The 18,269-nt window shown below is 70.6% G+C and carries 14 protein-coding genes; 6 read left to right on the top strand and 8 right to left on the bottom strand.

What is annotated here, in order from left to right; translation table 11 throughout:
* Window positions 1-270: 270 nt before the first annotated feature.
* Window positions 271-3,714, bottom strand: coding sequence for a phosphodiester glycosidase family protein (locus tag HNR07_RS05520; RefSeq protein WP_184362752.1), 3,444 nt, complete (start codon window positions 3,712-3,714; stop codon window positions 271-273).
* A gap of 217 nt (window positions 3,715-3,931) precedes the next feature.
* On the opposite strand from HNR07_RS05520, the gene HNR07_RS05515 reads away from it, so the two are divergent.
* The 6 genes from HNR07_RS05515 to HNR07_RS05490 all read left to right on the top strand — a co-directional run bounded on the left by HNR07_RS05515 (window position 3,932) and on the right by HNR07_RS05490 (window position 9,312).
* Window positions 3,932-4,381 (top strand): SgcJ/EcaC family oxidoreductase, encoded by a 450-nt coding sequence (locus HNR07_RS05515; RefSeq protein ID WP_184362749.1) that lies wholly within the window; start codon window positions 3,932-3,934, stop codon window positions 4,379-4,381.
* 173 nt (window positions 4,382-4,554) lie between these two features.
* Window positions 4,555-5,145 (top strand): snapalysin family zinc-dependent metalloprotease, encoded by a 591-nt coding sequence (locus HNR07_RS05510; protein ID WP_184362746.1) that lies wholly within the window; start codon window positions 4,555-4,557, stop codon window positions 5,143-5,145.
* A 102-nt stretch (window positions 5,146-5,247) separates the two neighbouring features.
* Entirely contained in the window at window positions 5,248-6,081 is an 834-nt protein-coding gene (locus HNR07_RS05505) for an urea carboxylase-associated family protein (protein WP_184362743.1), read from the top strand.
* Between the two features lie 216 nt (window positions 6,082-6,297).
* Window positions 6,298-6,600: a hypothetical protein gene (locus HNR07_RS05500; RefSeq protein WP_184362740.1), complete on the top strand. Its 303-nt coding sequence runs from the start codon at window positions 6,298-6,300 to the stop codon at window positions 6,598-6,600.
* A gap of 285 nt (window positions 6,601-6,885) precedes the next feature.
* Window positions 6,886-8,343 (top strand): hypothetical protein, encoded by a 1,458-nt coding sequence (locus tag HNR07_RS05495; protein ID WP_184362737.1) that lies wholly within the window; start codon window positions 6,886-6,888, stop codon window positions 8,341-8,343.
* A gap of 114 nt (window positions 8,344-8,457) precedes the next feature.
* A complete protein-coding gene (locus tag HNR07_RS05490; protein WP_184362734.1) occupies window positions 8,458-9,312 on the top strand; it encodes an SDR family oxidoreductase in 855 nt (284 codons plus the stop codon).
* 17 nt (window positions 9,313-9,329) lie between these two features.
* Here the strand turns inward: HNR07_RS05490 and HNR07_RS05485 are convergent, their stop codons facing one another.
* The 7 genes from HNR07_RS05485 to HNR07_RS05455 all read right to left on the bottom strand — a co-directional run bounded on the left by HNR07_RS05485 (window position 9,330) and on the right by HNR07_RS05455 (window position 17,840).
* Window positions 9,330-10,919 (bottom strand): sodium:solute symporter family transporter, encoded by a 1,590-nt coding sequence (locus tag HNR07_RS05485; RefSeq protein ID WP_184362731.1) that lies wholly within the window; start codon window positions 10,917-10,919, stop codon window positions 9,330-9,332.
* A gap of 12 nt (window positions 10,920-10,931) precedes the next feature.
* Window positions 10,932-11,423 carry a universal stress protein gene (locus HNR07_RS05480; RefSeq protein ID WP_184362728.1) on the bottom strand — a complete coding sequence of 164 codons (492 nt, stop codon included), beginning with the start codon at window positions 11,421-11,423 and terminating at the stop codon, window positions 10,932-10,934.
* A gap of 41 nt (window positions 11,424-11,464) precedes the next feature.
* Window positions 11,465-13,273: a thiamine pyrophosphate-requiring protein gene (locus HNR07_RS05475; protein ID WP_184362725.1), complete on the bottom strand. Its 1,809-nt coding sequence runs from the start codon at window positions 13,271-13,273 to the stop codon at window positions 11,465-11,467.
* Between the two features lie 66 nt (window positions 13,274-13,339).
* Complete coding sequence (locus HNR07_RS05470) at window positions 13,340-13,762, bottom strand: ChaB family protein (RefSeq protein WP_184362722.1); 423 nt, start codon at window positions 13,760-13,762, stop codon at window positions 13,340-13,342.
* 73 nt (window positions 13,763-13,835) lie between these two features.
* Complete coding sequence (locus HNR07_RS05465) at window positions 13,836-15,020, bottom strand: alcohol dehydrogenase catalytic domain-containing protein (protein WP_184362719.1); 1,185 nt, start codon at window positions 15,018-15,020, stop codon at window positions 13,836-13,838.
* A 149-nt stretch (window positions 15,021-15,169) separates the two neighbouring features.
* A complete protein-coding gene (locus HNR07_RS05460) occupies window positions 15,170-15,589 on the bottom strand; it encodes a CBS domain-containing protein (protein ID WP_184362716.1) in 420 nt (139 codons plus the stop codon).
* Window positions 15,590-15,749: 160 nt separating this feature from the next.
* Window positions 15,750-17,840 carry a catalase gene (locus HNR07_RS05455; protein ID WP_184362713.1) on the bottom strand — a complete coding sequence of 697 codons (2,091 nt, stop codon included), beginning with the start codon at window positions 17,838-17,840 and terminating at the stop codon, window positions 15,750-15,752.
* Between the last annotated feature and the right edge of the window lie 429 nt (window positions 17,841-18,269).

Genomic DNA, 18,269 nt, shown 5'->3' with positions numbered 1-18,269 from the left:
ACTGTGGTATCCGCCCGGGCCCCGCTCGCCCCGAACCGTGCCGGGGGAACCTCATGAGGTTCCCCCGGCTGTCACCGAGCCCGCGGGCCACCTCGGTGACGCTACCGATCTCGGCCATCAGCTCCGGGAAACGTTCCCCCATCCGGGCCAGTTCTTGCCTGGAAACGACACGGTGGCCGCGACCTACCCAGAATCAGGGTTTCGCGGCCACCGGCAGAGCCCAAGGTGCCACCGCGGGGCCCGGAACGTCCTGGTCAGGGAATCAGGGTGTCAGGAGATCAGTTTGATGCTGACTTCTTCGGTGACGCCGTTGACCGTCACGCGGAGGGCGATGGTGGCCTCCGTGATCGCGGTGAGTTCCCCGGTGGCCGGGTCGAAGGCGGCCGCGTGGTCGGGGCCGGCGCCATCGACCGGACCGACGTGCAGGTTCTCCGAGCCGGACCAGTCCGCGCTGACCGGGTAGGCGACCGGGACGTCGGTGCCGTCGTTGTCCACCGTCGCGGTGACCTCGGCCTCTTCCCCGACGTCGATCGAGGTCGGGGCGTCCAGTTCCAGACCGTCCACGTGAGGGCGCAGCTCGGTCACCAGCCAGTCCTGGTCAGGGTTTCCGCCGGTGTCGGCGCCCCACAGCGACCAGCCGGTGAAGCCGCCGTCCGCGGGGCCCGCGGAGGGGTTCTTACCGACGTTTCCGCTGATGACGTAGGGCACGCCGTCCACCCGTTCGGCGTGGAACACACCCACGTGCGCTCCTATGAAAGCGGCGCCCTTGCCGGTCTGGGCCTGGAACTCGGACAGCCAGTTCTCGACGGTGGCCGCCTCCTTGCGGTCCGACAGTTCGCTCGCCTTGGAGGGCAGGGGGTCGCGGAAGGGCACGTGCTGGGCGACCACCACGGACGTCACCGCGGGGTCTTCGGCCGCGTCGTCGAGCTCCCGGCGCAGCAGCGGCAGCTGTGACCAGTCGCTGGCCCGGTAGGAGAACCGGGCCGTGTCCAGCAGGATGAACCTGGTGCCGTGGTGGTCGACCACCTGTCGGGTGTCGCCGAACGCGTCCCGGAAGTTGTCCAGCGTCCCCTCGGACACCTCGTGGTTTCCGGGCACGTAGTAGTAGGGCAGCTCGCCCTCCAGTTCCTCGTCGAGGATGCGCCGGGCCAGCGCGAAGTCCTCGGGGGCGGCCTCGTCGACGAAGTCGCCGTTGATGATGAGGAACTCGGCGTCGCTGGCGCGGATCTCGCGGAGCGCGCGCCGGGTGTAGGCGATGATCTCACTCTCGGGGTCCCGGGCGACGAACTGCGCGTCGGCCAGGACGGCGAACCGCCAGTCCTGGTCGGCCACCACCCGGCCGGGCGCCACGACCGGGTCGGCGACCGGTTCGGCGGGCGGCAGGTCCACCGGGGGCGGCACCATCGCGGTCAGTTCGTCCACGATCACCTCGCCGTGGTAGCTGGCGCCCGGTTCGGTCTCGGCGAAGTAGATCCGCCGCAGCGACAGCGGGTAGTGCGTGCCCGGGGGTACCCGGAAGACCAGCTCCTGCCAGCCCGGTTCGTCGAGGTAGCCGGCGCGCATCGCGGGCAGCAGCTGACCGGCGCCGTCCCATGCCTGCAGGCTGGCCCATTCGCCGTTGCCCTCGGCGTGTACCCACGCGCGCAGTTCCTGCGGCTGGCCGGGGATCTCCAACGCTCCCGGTGGCGCGATGCCGCCGGTCCGGGTCTGGGTAGAGGTGGTGAAGTCGTAGGTCAGCTCCAACGCGGAGCCGTCCCGGCCCTGGGTGAGCGCGACGCCTCCCTCGGCGCGCTCACCGAAGTAGGTCCAGTCGGCCGCGTCCTCGAAGTCGGCGACGACCACCTCGTCCAGTCCGACGGTGACCGCGAAGCTCGTCTCCACCTCGCCGACCCGGGCGGTGGCGACCGTGGCGCCGCTGTCGGTGGCGGCCCGGATCTCGAACCGCCCGTCCTCGTTCACCGAAGCCTTGGCGACGCTCTCGTCGATGGTCAGCTCGACGTCGGCCGGTTCGATCGGCGCGGCGAACCCGTGCGGGTCGTAGCCGATCACCTCGACCGCGGTGGCGGCATCGGCGTCGGCGAGCCCCACCCGCTCGGGTGTGGTCTCGATCCGGGCCAGCCCGCCCAGCACGGTCAGTTCGATGTCGCCGGTGGCGCTGCGCCGCGTGGCGGTGACGGTGGCGGTGCCGGTCGCACGGGCGGTGAACACGCCCTCGCGGTCCACGGTGCCGACGCGGCTGTCGTCGGAGCGCCAGTGCGGGTCCGCCTCGGCCGGGGCGTAGGTCTCGTCGTGACCGGCCGCGGTGAGTGCGCGGGTCAGACCGGGGAAGACCCGGTCGGGCCGGCTGGGAGCGACGTAGCCGGAGCCGTTGGCGCGTTCGGGTTCGATCCGGGTCCGGACCCAGAAACCGTCGAGCTCACCGCTGCCTTCGGGGGCGAACAGGGCGAGCCCGTTGGGGACCGGGCGTTCCTCGCCGTCCGAGGGCCGGTTCTCCAGTCGCACCTGCTCCGCTCCGGGGGTGCGCGCCACCATGGTGGCCGATCCGCCGCCGTCGAGGTTGACCGCGGTGTGCGCGCCCGCCTGGGCCATCATCTCGCCCAGCTCGTCCAGGCCCACGCCCTCGGCGAAGGAGGGCTGGCGTCCGTCCACGCTGAGCAGGTACATCTGGGAGCCGTCCGCGGAGAACCCGAGGGCCATGCGCGGGGCGCCCGGAACGTTGTTGCCCTCGCTGGCGCGCTGGACCTCGCCGTCGACGACGAGCATCTGGCGGCCGTTGAGCGCGGCGTGGATCTCCTGGTCCGCGCCGTCCCGCACGTCGTAGTCGATGCTGACCGCGTCGCCCTCGGCCAGGTCGGACAGTGCTTGGGCACCGTCCTCGCGGCCGACCAGGACGAAGGCGTCCTCGGCGATCCCGCCTTCGCGCGGTTCGGTCACGATCTCGGTGACGACGCCGTCGGTGACCACGACCTCCAGCGTCTCCTCCGCGCCCTCGACCGCCCGGCAGCGGCAGTACTCCCCCCACAGCGGGGTGAAGGCCGCGATCTCACCGGCGCCCAGCGCGGGTTTGTTGATCGCGTCCAGCGACGGTGTCCGACCGTTCGGCAGCTCGACGGTGCCCTCGAAGAACACCTCCCCGATCGAGCCGAGGCCGTCGGGGGTGAAGATCGCGGCGGACTCGCGGTAGTCGTTGGTGATCGGGGACTGGACCAGATCACCGTCCTGGACGCCCACTCCCTGCGGTGCGCCGGAGGCGTTGATGTCGAAGAAGTCGCCGTTCACCGCGGCGACCGCTTCGGTCCGGTCCGCCTGCTCGCTCAACGGTTGCGGGTCGGTCAGCCGGCCGGGGAAGAGGTAGTCGACGCTGACCCCGCCGGTGAGGTCGGTGGTCAGCAGGTCGGCCTGCAACCAGCTGGGGGTACCGGTGTACCCGTCGGGCCCGTAGGCGTCGAACGAGGTGAGCGTGACGCCGGGGGCGACCGGGCGTTCGGTGTTGAAGGTCTCCAACCGGGACTCGGGGGCGTCGGCCCGCGTGACCGAGCCAGCCGGTGGGATCTCGACGGTCTCGCTGAACGCGGTGTGTTCGCGCGGGTCCTCGTGCGGGGGACTCGCGACGGCGGCCGGAGCGAGGGTGAGCACGAGGACCAGGGCGGAACCCGCGGCCACCGCGGCCCTCGCGGACTTCGTACGTGAACGGGTCGGCCATCGGCGGTTCATCGCAAGCCTCCGGGCGGGGGATGACGGGGGAACCCTGTGCGTTGACTTCCTACCATCCGGTGGGACCGTTGTGTAGGAAGTCAACAAGTGTCGAATCCCGTTCAGTCCCAAGCCTTCCCGTCGACTCCGGCTGTTCGAGCACGTGTACCGGAGACCGACGGGCCACCCTGGCAGCGGCGTTGGAGAGCTTCGTCCTTGCGATCGCAGAGAGGAAGACATGGAACAAGACGAGGGCCCGGAGAGCGTCCCGCACCGTTTCGCGCAGGCCTGGAACCGCGGCGACGCCGACGGGATCGCGGAGCTGTTCGCCCCGGACGCGGATTTCGTGAACGTGGTGGGGCTGTGGTGGCACGACCGGAAGAGCATCCGCGATGCCCACGAATACGGTCTGCGTGTCATCTTCCCCGGGTCCACCATGCGTGTGTCAGGCGTCCGTTCCCGCATGCTCGGCACGGAGGCGGCCGTGGTGCACTGCCGCTGGTCGGTCAGCGGACAGGTGCTGCCCGACGGGTCTCCCTCGGGCCTACGCAGGGGTGTCTTCACGTTCGTGGTGAGCAGGTCGGACACCGGCTGGACGGCCGTGGCCGCGCAGAACACCGACCGCGTGTCCGGAGCGGAGAGCCTGGCACAGCAGGAGGGTGGCACCTCCCCCGTCGACTACCGCTGAGACGCCGGAGCCAGCAGGTCGTGCCCGGCCGGAGTCTGACCGCCCTGGGACGCAGTGCCGGAAACTTGACGCTTTGACCTCCTTGTGGCGGCAAGTCACCACGATGAGAATCGGCGTGACCCCACCGGGTCACCAAAAGCATCAGCGCCCCGCACCCCCAGGGAGACCCCCTCATGCTGAGACGCTTCCCCACACCGCTACTCGTCGCGCTGTGCGCGCTCACACTCACGCTGGTCGGCACCGCCCCGGTGAGCGCTGCGCCAACGAGCGCGGCACCCTCGAATCAGGCCCGGCAGCTGAACCAGACGATCCTGTACTACGACTCCAGCCGGGCCGCGGAGTACAGCTCCGCCGTCTCCTCGGCCGTGGACGTGTGGAACGCCAGCGTCGGCAACGTCCGCCTGGAGCCCGCAGCCAGCGGGCAGCACGCCGAGATCCGGATCATCACCGACGATGGCTGGCCGCGCGCCCATCTGGGGCCGGTGCGCCCGGGCGGGCAGGTGACCGTCTGGATGGGACGCCAAGGCACCGCCGAGGGCTACGACGCGGTGCGCATCGCCGCGCACGAGCTCGGTCACAGCCTGGGCCTGCCCGACACCAAATCCGGTCCGTGCTCCTCGCTGATGTCGGGCTCCACCGGCGGCGTGAACTGCACCAACGCCGCACCCAACGCTTCCGAGCGTTCGAGGGTCGAGGCCAACTACGGCCGCGGTCCGGCGGGCGAAAGCGCAGCTGACGGACGGCTCCTGGTCGACCGCCGCTGACCGGCCCCCTTTTACGTGAAGGGCACCGGGGTACGCTCCCGGGCGCATCTGCTGTCTGGGGGCGTACCCGGATCACGGGCCCGCCTGGAAACGAGGGTTCCGTTGGGTTCACCCGAGGCCGCCTACCAGTCCGGTGAGGGCAGCGCCCTCAGTGCCGACACCGCCTTCTACGACCGGCTCGCCGAACACGTCGAGGACCGCGAGCTCGTGGAGAGGTTCGTACTGCCGATCCGGTCCGGTCGGGCCTGGGAGGTCCCCGCCGGTTATCTGTGCCGAATCTCCACGCCGGAGGGCCCACAGGTCGGGGACCTCAACATCTGGAACCGGCACAACCCGCGCGAACGCCTGTGGGCCGCGCGGACCCGGCAGCTACAGGGCGCGCACGTGAGCAGGCACGACCGCCTGTGGTCGACGCTGCCGTACCTGCGCCCCCTGGTGACGATCACCGGCGACAGCCTGGACTGGTACGGGACGGACGAGGACGGCGGCCGGGTGCACGACCTGCTCGGTACCAGGTGCGACCCCTACGCGAACCGGATGCTGACCGGGGAGGACTTCGACCGGCACTGCCACTCGAACCTGACCCGCGCGGTGCTGCCCTTCGGGCTGACCGAGTTCGACGTGCACGACGTCCTCAACGTCTTCCAGTGCACCGGTCTCAACGAGCAGGACCAGTACTTCATGAAGGCCTCCCCCGCCCGGCCGGGTGACTTCTTCGAGTTCTTCGCCGAGCAGGACCTGCTCTGCGCGCTCTCGACCTGCCCCGGCGGGGACCTGTCGGTCCCGCTGTGGGGGCCGCGGGCCCGGGACCCGATCGACGTGTGCCGTCCCCTGGGTGTGGAGGTCCACCGCCCCTCCCCCAAGCTCGTCGAGGGGTGGAGCACGCCACCAACCGCCGCCTACCAGGGAAGACACGGGCTGATCGACCCCGGCTGACCTGTCGGTGCCGGTGGTAGGCCGGGTGGCCGACCGAAGCCGCCCCCTTGCATGACGAACCCGCAGCCCGGGAACGGCATCCCAGTCATCGTGCTGCCTGATCCCCCGACTCCCCCGTCATCCCCGTCTTCTCCGGCCTCTGCCCCTACGGTTACGGCGGCCCCGCCGCCCCGGCCGTTGCGCCGGGCCTGGGCGCTCCTCGCCCGGTATCCGCGTGTGCTGTTGGCGGCGGCCGCGCTCCCCCTCGTCCCCGGTTGGACGCTGACGGCGTACACGTCGATCACCGACGTGGAGGGCTGCCGGATGGTCAACGGCAGGGCCCACCCGGCGGTGGACGCCGCCCCCTCCGCTTTCCTGGAATGGACGACGGCACTGGTGTCCGTGCTCGGCGGCGCGTTCTCACTCGGGTTGACCGCGCTGGTGGCCGCGGGGCTCCTGCTCGACCGCCCGATCCCGTTCCGTGCCGCGCTGCGCCGCCTGTTCACCCGCCCTGGGTACTCATCGGCTGGTGCGCTCTGATCACTCTGGTCACCGCGGCCGCCGTCGCCGTGGCAGTGTTCGGGGTGGTGTCGGCGGTGGCGTCCTTCCTGTCGGGCACGTCTGCGCTCCAGGGCCTGCTGTGGATCCCGGGGGCCCTGCTCCTGTTCCTGCTCCTCCTCGTACTCGCCGCCGTGGCCCCGGCCTGGCCGATCGCGCTGTTGGAGGACCGCCCGCTGGACGACGCGATCGCCCTGGCCTGGAAGGCAGGTCGGGACCGTCGGGGCCCGCAACGTCCTGTGCATCCTGCTGGCGGCCGCTCTCGTGGTGGCGCCGGTTGTCGCGGGTCGCCTGTTCTCGGGCCCGGTGGAGGCGACCGGTCCCGCCCTCGCGGTCGGTTTCGCGGCCCAGGGCCTGCTCGAGTTCCTCAGGGCTCCGTTGGCGGCGCTCCTGGTCTGTGCCCCGGCGCTGTTCGCCGGGGGCGGTTCGCCCTCGGTCCTGAACTCGGACCGCGTACTGGAACGGCTGCCGGGGAAGGAGGCCCGGAAACCTTCGCGCCGCCCGGGAGCGGCCGCCCTCCTGGTCGCCGCCCTGGCCCTGCCCCCGCTCGCGGGCGCAGGAGTGCAGTGGTCCAATCCACACAGCGTTCCCGGGTCCACGGTGCCGTCCCTGCCTGACACGGAGGGACAGCTGTCGCGAATGTCGGTGGAACACGAGGGAGGCGCCGTACGGGTGGAAATGGTACAGGCCGCCCATCCGCAGACTCTCCTGTGCGACCCCGACTGCACGACCAGCGACGGCAACAACGTGCGCGGCTGGTCCAGGTCTGACCTGCCCGACGCGCAGACAGCGGTGACGGGCGGCTACGCCGCCACCCAGTGGCGCTGGCGGAGCGAGGACGAACGGGCCCACAGCGAACTCGAGCTGCGCGTGTGCCGGGACACCTGTGCGGACGGTGCGGAGACGACCGTGATCGACACGTTCTCCCACAACTCCGCGGACCCGGGCCCCTCCGACCGTTGGGGGCTGGTGTCCGCCGTGGCGCCCATGGGCGACGGCCTTCTGGTCGCGGCCGTGGACACCCCCTTGCGGGAGTCCTCCATGGCCCCGCCGGAGGAACCGATGGGGCTCCTGGCCTACCACTGCGCGGACCCGGACTGTTCGGCGCCCGAAAGCGTCCGCCTGCCGGACCTGCCCATGCCCGACCAGAACGTCTCCCCGTACCACTACAAGCTGGAGCTGGCGGCCGGGGGCGACGGTGCGTACTCGGTCCTGTTCCGGGACCTGAAGTCGGGCACCACCAGCCTGGTGACCTGCTCGGACCTCGAATGCGCCGAACCGGCCGCACGCGAGCTGCCCGATCTTCCCGGCGCGCGGGTCGCGATGCGCCCGGGCGGCGTCCCCGTCATCGCCCATCGCGCCGACCGGAACGCGGTACACCTGCTCGACTGCCAGGACCCGGGCTGCGCCGACTGGAACATCCGTGAGTTCGCTAGGGCCGGGCAGGAGAACGCCCCGGGGCTGACGGTGGACTCCCTGGGCCGCCCCCAACTCGCCTTCACCGGCCCGGACCCGGACAGCCTCACCTACGCGGCCTGCGCGGATACCGCCTGTTCGACGTGGGAGAGCTCCGTGGTCTTCCACCGCGAGGACGTCACACAGCCCTATCGGTTCAAGGACGTCCGCATCACCAGGGTCCTCCTGGACGAGGAGGACCGGCCGACTCTGGTGTTCGACCACGACGTCGTGCGCTGCGCGGAGCCCCGCTGCGGTGTGCCGGGCTGACCGGGGCTCCGGCCAGTGGCGCGTGTCGAATCAGTGCCGGTCACCAGGTGTACGGACGAAGACCGGCGGTTAGGGGACACGACAGGAGAACCGCAAGGCGAAGGAAAGAGAGTCATGAACGATCAGCAGCCACCAGCGCAGAGCCAGCCACACCCGGGGCGGACCGAACCCATGGATCCGCAGCCGCGCGACGAGATGCGCGGCTATGAGGGCCGAGGGCTTCTGGAGGGCAAACGAGCGCTGATCACCGGGGGCGACTCGGGTATCGGCAGGGCCGTCGCGGTGGCCTTCGCCAAGGAGGGCGCCGACGTCGTCTTCGGCTACCTCAGCGAGGACGCCGAGGCCCAGCACACCGTCGGCCTGGTCCAGCAGGAGGGCCGCCGGGCCGTGGGGGTCAGGGGCGACCTGGCCGACGAGTCGCACTGCGCGCACCTGGTCCGCCGGGCCGTGGAGGAACTGGGCGGGATCGACGTCCTGGTGGAGCACGCCGCCACCCAGAGACCGGTGGACAAGTTCACCGACCTGACCACCGAGCAGCTGCGGCGGACCTTCGACGTCAACGTGATGGGGGTCTTCTGGACGGTGCGTGAGGCGCTCCCGCACATGTCCGAGGGCGGCTCGATCATCATCACCGGGTCCATCAACGGTCTGAGGGGCAATGACTCGCTGATCGACTACGCCTCCAGCAAGTCCGCCGTGATGAACCTGTCCCTGTCGCTTTCCCAGGTGCTGATGGACCAGGGCATCAGGGTGAACTGTGTGGCCCCCGGGCCGGTGTGGACGCCGCTCATCCCGGCCACGCTCGGTGAGCAGGGGGCGGAGGGCTTCGGCAAGCAGGCGCCCATGGGGCGGGCCGCCGATCCGGACGAGATCGCGCCCTCCTACGTGTTCTTCGCGAGTGAGCGCATGTCGTCCTACTACACGGGTGAGACCCTCACCCCGACCGGCGGCGAGATCCAGGGCAGCTGAGGGCACTCTCTGACGGGTCAGATGAAGGGGACCACGGCACAGAGGGTGACCGCGCCCAGGATCAGGGCGAGCACCCGGTAGTTGCCGTACCACGGGGTCCCCTTCAGGTCCTCGGACTCCTTGAGCCAGGTGGCCCTGCTCCAGGTGATCGCCTCGACCTTCTCCTTCGCGGGGGCTTCGGTGGCCAGCGTCACGACCACGAACACCACCACGCTCAGCAGGAACATGATGCCGGTGGCGTACAGGAACTGGAGGTCGAACAGGCCGAAGACCTCACCGGCGAAGAAGGCCACCAACCCGAACGGCACCACCGCCAGGGTCCACACACCCGCCGCCGTGGAGGCCCTGCGCCAGAAGATCCCGCCGAGCAGCACCACGACCAGCGGCATGGTGACGTACCCCAGGAAGGACTGGAAGTAGGCCACGATGCCCGAGAACGTCGTGATCACTGGCGCCCACAGGGCCGCCACCAGCATGAACAGTCCCACCAGCAGGCGTCCGATCATGAGGAGCTGCCGCTCGGTGAACTCCCGTCCGCGGGTCTTGACGAAGTCGTTGACCACCAGGCTCGCCGCGCCGTTGAGCACCGAGTCGAGCGTGGACATCAGAGCGAAGATCAGCGCGGCCACCACGATGCCGCGCACGCCCACGGGCATGAAGTCGAACACCAGGGCGGGCCAGACCAGGTCGCTGTCGGGGACCTCGTCGGGTTCGTAGACGCCGCGGCCCAGGATGCCGGGAAAGATCAGGAAGATCAGCAGGGGCAGCTGCAGGGCGCCGGCGAAGAGCGCACCCCAGCGCCCGTGGTCGATGTTCTTGGCCGCCAGCACACGCTGGACCACCATGTGGTTGGTCACCCAGACATAGAAGGAAAGCCAGATCGCGCCGGTGAAGACACCCGGCCACGGCAGGAAGTCGTCGTCGGGCGGCGGCGCGACCGTGAAACCGTCCTCGGGGGCGAGCTCGGGCAGCACCGACCAGTCGAAGTCGAACTGCGCGAAGACCGTCACGAAGATCGCGGCTCCGGCCGCAAGCAGCACCGCGCCCTGGATGGTGTCGGTGACCATCACCGCTTTCAGACCGCCTACCAGGACGTATCCGCCGCCCAGCAGGGCGATGATGGCGATGTGCACGCCCAGGGGGACTTCGGGGAAGAGCAGGGACAGCACCAGCGAGCCGGCGAACATGGCGCCCGCGCTGTCCAGGAGCATGGCGGTGACCACGGTGAACCCGGAGAAGGCGTAACGGGCCCGGCGGTCGTAGCGCCTCTCCAGGAACTCCGGGACGGTGGTGATCTTGGACTGCAGGTAGAACGGCAGGATCAGCAGGGCGAAGACGAGCAGGACCAGTGTGGCCACCCACTCGAAGTTCCACACCGAGATCCCCGTCTCGAACCCCGCACCGGCCAACCCCAGGTACTGGGTTCCGCCGAACTGGGTGGCGAAGAGCGAGAAGCCCACAACGGGCCAGACCATGGTGCGTCCGGCGAGGAAGTAGCTCTCGGTGCCCTCCTGCCGGCGGCCCACCCACAGGGCGACGGCCAGGACCGCCCCCACGAACAGCACGACGACGACGATGTCGGTCGTGCCCAGCTGGAAATCAGGCACAGCGGTCTCCCGTCAGTGGTCCTCGTCCCCGTACGCACGCAGGCCACGGGCGGGTTCCGGGCTCGGCTGCCCGCGTACGACCAGGACCGAGCAGGGCGCGTCACCCACCAGCCGGGTGGAGAGGTCGCCCAGCGCCCTGCGCCGAACCGTCCCCCTGCCTCGGGCCCCGACCACGAGCAGGTCGGTGCCGAGATCGGCTGCGGCCCGGAGCACCGTCGCCTCGATGCTCCTGCCCAGTCGGACCTCGACGTGTTCGAGTCGGATGCCGTACTCGCCGATCCGGGCGGTTCGGCGCCCCACGAGTTCCTCCCCCTGCTCGCGCAGCTGGTCGACGCGGACCGGGGTTACGGTGGTACCGGCCACGGCCGGCTCCAGTGACTTGACGTGGACCAGGCTCAGTGCGGCGCCCGTGACCCGGACCAGGTTCACCGCCGCGTCGATCGCCCTCCCCGCCTCTGGGGAGCCGTCGTCCGCGATGAGGATCCTGGCGGGAAAATCCGGCATCGGAAACCACCTTCCGGGGGCCAGCGCAGTTGGCCGGGCCCTCAGCGCCCGTGCGGCAGGTACTCCTGGACCTTGGTGGCGATCCCGCGCGCCGCCACTCCGGTGCGGTCGGGGTCGCCCGCGAGCATGGACTTGAGCGTGTCGGTGACCTGGCCCCACTCGGTCTGGGGCGGGATCGGCGGCACGTCGCCGTCGCAGTGGACGTCGAGGACGACCGGGCGGTCCGCGGTCAGGGCGCGGTCCCAGGCCGGGCCGACGTCCTGGGGCCGGTCCACCCGGATCCCGACGAGCCCGACTGATTCGGCGAAGTCGGCGTAGGACATCTCGGGCAGGTCCTGTGAGTAGGGGGTCTTGGGTGATCCGGCCATGGCCCGCAGCTCCCAGGTGACCTGGTTGAGGTCGTTGTTGTGCAGGACGCACACCACCAGACCCGGGTTCTGCCACAGGTCCCGGTAACGGCGGGCGGTCAGGAGCTCGGTCAGGCCGTTCATCTGCATGGCGCCGTCGCCCACCAGAGCGATGGCCGGCCGGTGGGGGGCGGCGAACTTCGCGCCGATGGCGTAGGGCACGGCGCATCCCATCGTGGCGAGTGTCCCGGACAGGGAGCCGCGGTTGTCCTCGCCCAGGCGCAGGAAGCGGGCGTACCAGTTGGTGGCCGAGCCCGAGTCCGCGGTGACCACCGCGTTGGCGGGCAGCCGGGAGGAGAGCTCGTGCACCACGAGCATCGGGTTGACCGGGTCGGCGGCCACCCCGGCCTGGGCTTGCAGGACCGACCGCCAGCGGCTCACGTTCTCCTCGACCGTCTCACGCCACCGCTTGCGGCCCTTGGCCAGCTCGGGGCCGGTGTCGAGGCGCTCCAGCAGCGCACGCAGTGTGCTGGCCGCGTCGCCCACGAGGTTGACCTCGGTCGGGTAGCGCATGCCGATGAAGCGGGGGTCGATGTCGATCTCCACGGCCCGGCGCCCGAAGGGCGGCAGGAACTGGGAGTAGGGCAGGTTCGAACCCACGATGAGCAGGGTGTCGCAGTCGCGCATCAGCTCCCAGGAGGGCCGGGTGCCCAGCAGGCCGATGGCCCCGGTGACCTGGGGTAGGTCGTCGGGCAGGACGTCCTTGCCCAGGAGCGCCTTGGCGATACCCGCGCCGGTCGCGTCGGCCAGTCGCAGCACCTCCTCGCTGGCGCCTCGGGCGCCCTGGCCGATCAGGACCGCCAGCCGTTCCCCGGAGTTGAGCACCTCGGCCGCGCGGTCGAGTTCGGAGTCGGGCGGCAGGACCGTACCGCCGCCCACCAGCCGGTCGGGGGCGCTGGAGGGGACGTGCTTGAACTCGTGACCCGGAGGCGAGTAGTCGAGTTCCTGGACGTCGGCGGGCACGATGACGGTGGTCGGCGCGCGCTCGGACAGGGCCGTTCGCACCGCGCGGTCCAGGACGTTGGGGAGTTGTTCGGGGACGTTGACGGTCTCCAGGAAGGCGCTGGAGACGTCCTTGAACAGGCTGTGCAGGTCGATCTCCTGCTGGTAGGCGCCGCCCATGGCGCTGCGGCTGGCCTGTCCGACGATCGCGAGCACGGGTACGTGGTCGAGTTTGGCGTCGTACAGGCCGTTGAGCAGGTGGACGGCCCCGGGCCCTCCGGTGGCCATACACACGCCGACGCCTCCGCCGAACTTGGCGTACCCCACGGCCTCGAAGGCCGACATCTCCTCGTGTCGGCTCTGGACGAAGCGCGGGCCGTCCTCCACTTCGGCCATCTCGGCGACCAGGCCGTTGACGCTGTCCCCGGGGTAGCCGAAGATCTCGGTGACCCCCCATTGGGACAGGCGTTGCAGCAGGTGGTTGGCGACGTTCTGGACCATGTCCCCTCCTCCACTGGGCGGCCCGGCGCCGCGGCGTCCGTTCGGCGCCGGCCGGTGCCGTGCGGTTCAGCGGGAGCCCCCGCTCCCGGAGGTACGGCGGTTGCTCTCCTTCCGCAGTGCCTCCACCAGTTCGTCCTTGGTCATCCGGGAGCGGCCGGGGATGTCGAGCTGCCTGGCCCGCTCGTAGAGGTGGTCCTTGGTGGCGTTGGCGTCGACCCCGCCCGCGGTGGGCCGGTCCGGCCCGGGACGTTTCCCGGCCCGCGGGTTCTCGGCCTGCTCGTCCGAGGGCCCCTTCCCGTCGCCCTCCTTGGCCTCCCAGTGGTCGCCCACCTTCTCGAACCCGCGCTTGAGGGCGGCGAAGGCGACCCGGTGGGCTCGCTCCCCCTCCCCGTACTCCTTGACGGCGTTGTCGTGCGCCTTGATCCAGGTGCGCTGCGCCTTCTTCGGCGACCTGCGCAGGGTGTCCGGCAGTTCCTCCACTCCCGGCATCGTCCTCAACTCCTGTCTGTGCTGTGCCGTTGCTGTGTCGCTTGGCGGTTCTCTACCGCTGCCTCCGGCTCGTTCAGGGCCGGAAGAGGACCTTGAAGGTCCCCGCCGACTTGTCCTGGAAGTTCTGGTAGGCCCGCGGGGCCTCGTCCAGGGACGCGTGGTGGGTGGCGAAGCCGTCCACGCCCAGGACGTCGTCATCGTCGAGCAGCGGGAGGATCTCGGGCGCCCAGTGGCGGACGTTGGCCTGTCCCATCCGGAGTTGGATCTGCTTGTCGAAGAGCGTGAGCATGGGCAGCGGGTCGGCCATGCCTCCGTAGACGCCGATCAGCGAGATCGTCCCGCCCCGGCGTACGAGGTCGATCGCGGTCCGGAATGCGCTCAAGCGGTCCACTCCGGCGGTCTCCATCACCTTGGCAGCCGCGCCCTTGGGCATGAACGAGGCCATGCGCTGCGCGAACTTCGCGGATTCGTGGCCCTGGGCCTCCATGCCCACGGCGTCGATCACCGCGTCCGGGCCGCGCCCGTCGGTGCGGTCCCGGATCTGCTCGGTCAGGTCGTCGGTTCCCTCGGCGGAGTCGAAGACCTCGACCCCGCGTGAGGCGGCGCGGGCGCGCCGCTCGGCCACCGGGTCGACACCGAAGACCCGGCCCGCACCCAGGTGCTGGGCGACCCGGCAGCACATCTCACCGATGGGCCCCAGTCCCAGGACCGCCACGGACCCGCCCCGCGGGACGTCGGCGTACCGCACGGCCTGCCAGGCGGTGGGCAGCACGTCCGAGAGGAAGACGAAGCGGTCGTCCGGCCCCTGGCCGGAGACCGGGATGGCGTTGTCGTCGGCGCGCGGCACCCGCAGGTACTCGGCCTGGGCTCCGGGGACCGACCCGTACAGGGAGCTGTAGCCGTAGATGCTGGCCCCCGTCCCCTGGCCCTCGGCCCGGGTGTTCTCGCACTGGGTCTGCAGGCCGCTCCCACACATGGCGCAGTGCCCGCAGGAGATCTGGAAGGGGACGACCACGCGCTCCCCCGGTGCCAGCGAGGTGACGTCCGCGCCCACCTCCTCGACCACGCCCAGCGGTTCGTGCCCGAGGACGTCGCCCGGGCTCATGAACGGTCCGAGGACCTCGTACAAGTGCAGGTCGGAGCCGCACAGACCGGAACTGGTGACCCTGATGACGGCGTCGTCGGGCTGTTCGAGGCGCGGGTCGGGTACGTTCTCGGTCCTGACGTCGCGTGTGCCGTTCCACACCACTGCTCTCACGGTTCTCCTCCGATGCGCTCGCGGCTGCCGGTCCGTGCTCCGCTGTGTGCCGGGAACGGGACGGGCGCCCCGCCCGAGCCCCCTTCTACCGGGCGGGGCGCCGCCGTCCCCTGGTTGGTCTGGTCGGTGGACGCAGGTCTGCGGAGCCCTCAGCGGTTGGGCTCGGCCGCGCTCACGTCGGCCAGCGCGGACCCTTCGTCGATCACCCGGGCCAGGTCGCCCATGGTCACGACCCCTACCACCTCGTCACCCTCGACGACCGGAAGGCGACGCACGGTCGCCGTCCGCATGGCGTGTACGGCGTCCTTGACACTGCTCTGGCGGGGAATCGTCACCAGTTCGGTGCTGCAGGCCTCCCGCACCGTGGCGCTGTCCGGGTCCCCTCCCCCGGCCAGACACCGCACGACGATGTCGCGGTCGGTAAGGACGCCGCGCAGCCGACCGGATTCGCTGACCACCACGTCGCCGATGTCGGCGTCACGCATGATCTGGGCGGCCTCCCGAATGGTGGTGTCCGGGGTGACGGCGCGCACGTTCGAGTTCATCACTTCGGCGATGCTGTCCACCATGGCTTTCTCCCTTCACGTTGACTGCCTCGCACTGGGTCCACTAGCCGACCGCCCGTCGCGTAAACATCATCTGTCTCCCTGGTCCCGTCAGACCCCGTGGCCGTACAGCACTCCGTCCGATCGGGCCGGGGCCGCACGAGCGCGGGCCCCCGCGGCGGCCTCAGGCCGAGACCGCCTCGGTCGACCGGGTCCAGTCGCGGTGCGCTCCGATCAGGCGGGCGAACTCCCGGACCAGGCCCTCGTCCGCTGCCGGGGCCCGGACCACGCCGTGGGCGCTCTCGGTGTCCCTGGACGGCTGGCCGAGGGACTCGGGCAGCCCCGGCCCGGCGAGCAGAGCGGTACCCGCGCCGACCGCGGCGATGGCCTTGGCGTGCTTGTAGGCCTCCAGCACGAAGTGTCGGGCCTGGCCGTCCCGGGCCAGCGAGGCCGCGGCGTCACCACCTCCGGGAACGGCCACGGCGTCGTAGAGGACCGAGGAGACGGTCGTGTGGGAACGGTCCACCGGCAGGACGCCGCCCTCCCGGGTGCGCACCGAGCCGTCCAGCGGGGCGAGCACCTCCACCACGGCGCCCTCGGCCACCAGGGACTCCCGTAGGGCCTCGACGTCCGCGCCGTCCACACCGTGGTCGACCAGCACCGCGACCTGGCGTCCGGTGAGTTCCCCGAACGCGGTGTTGGCCTGGCTGAGCGCGGGTGAGGCGTCGGTGTGGCGGGCGCCCCCGGCGTCCTCGGGCGGCTCCACGCCCAGGCCCTCGGCGACCTCGACGGCCAGGCCGTGGTCGACGTGGGCCAGGTTGGCCACCGCCCGCTGGCGCACCGCGAGTTCCTCGCACTTGCCCAGCTCGAAGCGGAAGGCGGCCACCAGGTGCTCGCGCTCCCAGTCGGCGAGGCTGTTCAGGAACAGCCGGGCCTGGGAGTAGTGGTCCTTGAAGCTCTCCGCCCGCTTGCGGATCTTGGCCCCCTCGACTTTCTCCGTGTAGTGCCGGTACACCCCTTCGTCGGCCAGGGCAGGGCAGCCACCACCCAGGGAGTTCGGGAAGTAGGAGGTCTGGCCGCGGTGCACCCGGTGCTGGGCGAACCCGTCGCGCTGGTTGTTGCTCACCTGGCTGACGGGGCGGTTGACCGGGATCTGCTGGAAGTTGGATCCGCCCAGGCGCAGGAGTTGAGTGTCCAGGTAGGAGAAGTTGCGGGCCTGGAGCAGCGGGTCGTTGGTGAAGTCGATCCCCGGGACCACGTTCGCGGTGTGGAAGGCCACCTGTTCGGTCTCGGCGAAGAAGTTGTCCGGGTTGCGGTCCAGCACGAGCCTCCCGACGGGGCGCACCGGGACCTGCTCCTCGGGGATGATCTTGGTGGCGTCCAGGAGGTCGAAGTCGAAGTCGTGCTCGTTCTCCTCCGGAACGAGCTGGACTCCCAGCTCCCACTCGGGGTACTGGCCGCGTTCGATGGACTCCCACAGGTCACGCCGGTTGAAGTCGGGGTCCTTGCCCTGGATGCGCTGGGCCTCATCCCACACCAGCGAGTGCGTGCCCAGGAGCGGCTTCCAGTGGAACTTGACCAAGGTCCCCCGGCCCTGGGCGTTGACGAAACGGAAGGTGTGCACGCCGAAGCCCTGCATGGTGCGGTAGCTGCGCGGGATCGCCCGGTCCGACATCAGCCACATGATCATGTGGGTGGTCTCCGGTTGCAGACCGACGAAGTCCCACAGGGTGTCATGTGCCGACTGGGCCTGCGGGATCTCGTTGTGCGGCTCCGGTTTGACCGCGTGCACGAAGTCCGGGAACTTGATGCCGTCCTGGATGAAGAACACGGGCATGTTGTTGCCGACCAGGTCGTAGTTGCCCTGCTCGGTGTAGAACTTGACCGCGAAGCCGCGCACGTCGCGGACCGTGTCCGCGGACCCCCGGGACCCTGCCACGGTGGAGAAGCGGACGAAGACCGGCGTGGTGACGTCGGGCCCGCTGAGGAAGTGGGCCGCGGTCAGGTCGGAGAGGTCCTCGTAGGGGGTGAAGTGGCCGTAGGCCCCCGCGCCTCTGGCGTGCACGACCCGTTCGGGGATGCGCTCGTGGTCGAAGTGGGTGATCTTCTCCCGCGCGTGGAAGTCCTCCAGGATCGTGGGCCCGCGTTCACCGACGCTCAGGGAGTTGTCGGTGTCCTCCACCCTGACGCCGGTGTCGGTGCTCAGCGGGCCCCGGGAGTCGGTGCGGTCCTGTTCCAGGAGCCGATCCTTGGCGTCCTGCTCTCCGTCGGTCATGGTCGGATCCCTTCTCCGGGTTCGGGGCGCGTCCGAGTACGGACTGTCCTGCTTCGCCCTGACCGACCCTGCGGTCCCGTAAACACCCATGGCCGGGACTTGACCCCTAGTTCGCCTGCTCGGGGCGTGGCCGAAGGCCGCGTTCACGTGCGAGGCAAGCGTTCGTCCCGGTTCGGCGTGTCATCTGGAAGACCCCGGTCCGTCCCGCCGCACGGTGTCGGCGCGAGGCGGTGCGGCGCTGCTCGCGGGTTCGGCGCTGATCCGGCTGGGGCCTCCCGGGCCGGATGCGGTCGGCCGCCGACCCCGAGTACGCGCTGGTCCACCGGCGACAGCGGACGGCCGAACGCGCACAGGCCTCAGGACCGGGGGCCGAAGGAGCGACAGCCGCCACCGGAACCCGACGACCAGCGATGATTACCGGGCGTCCCC

This window comes from Nocardiopsis metallicus, from assembly GCF_014201115.1.
GTDB lineage: Bacteria > Actinomycetota > Actinomycetes > Streptosporangiales > Streptosporangiaceae > Nocardiopsis > Nocardiopsis metallicus.
The sequence above is the reverse complement of the archived record's forward strand: the minus strand, read 5'-3'. Positions and strand labels throughout refer to the sequence as shown.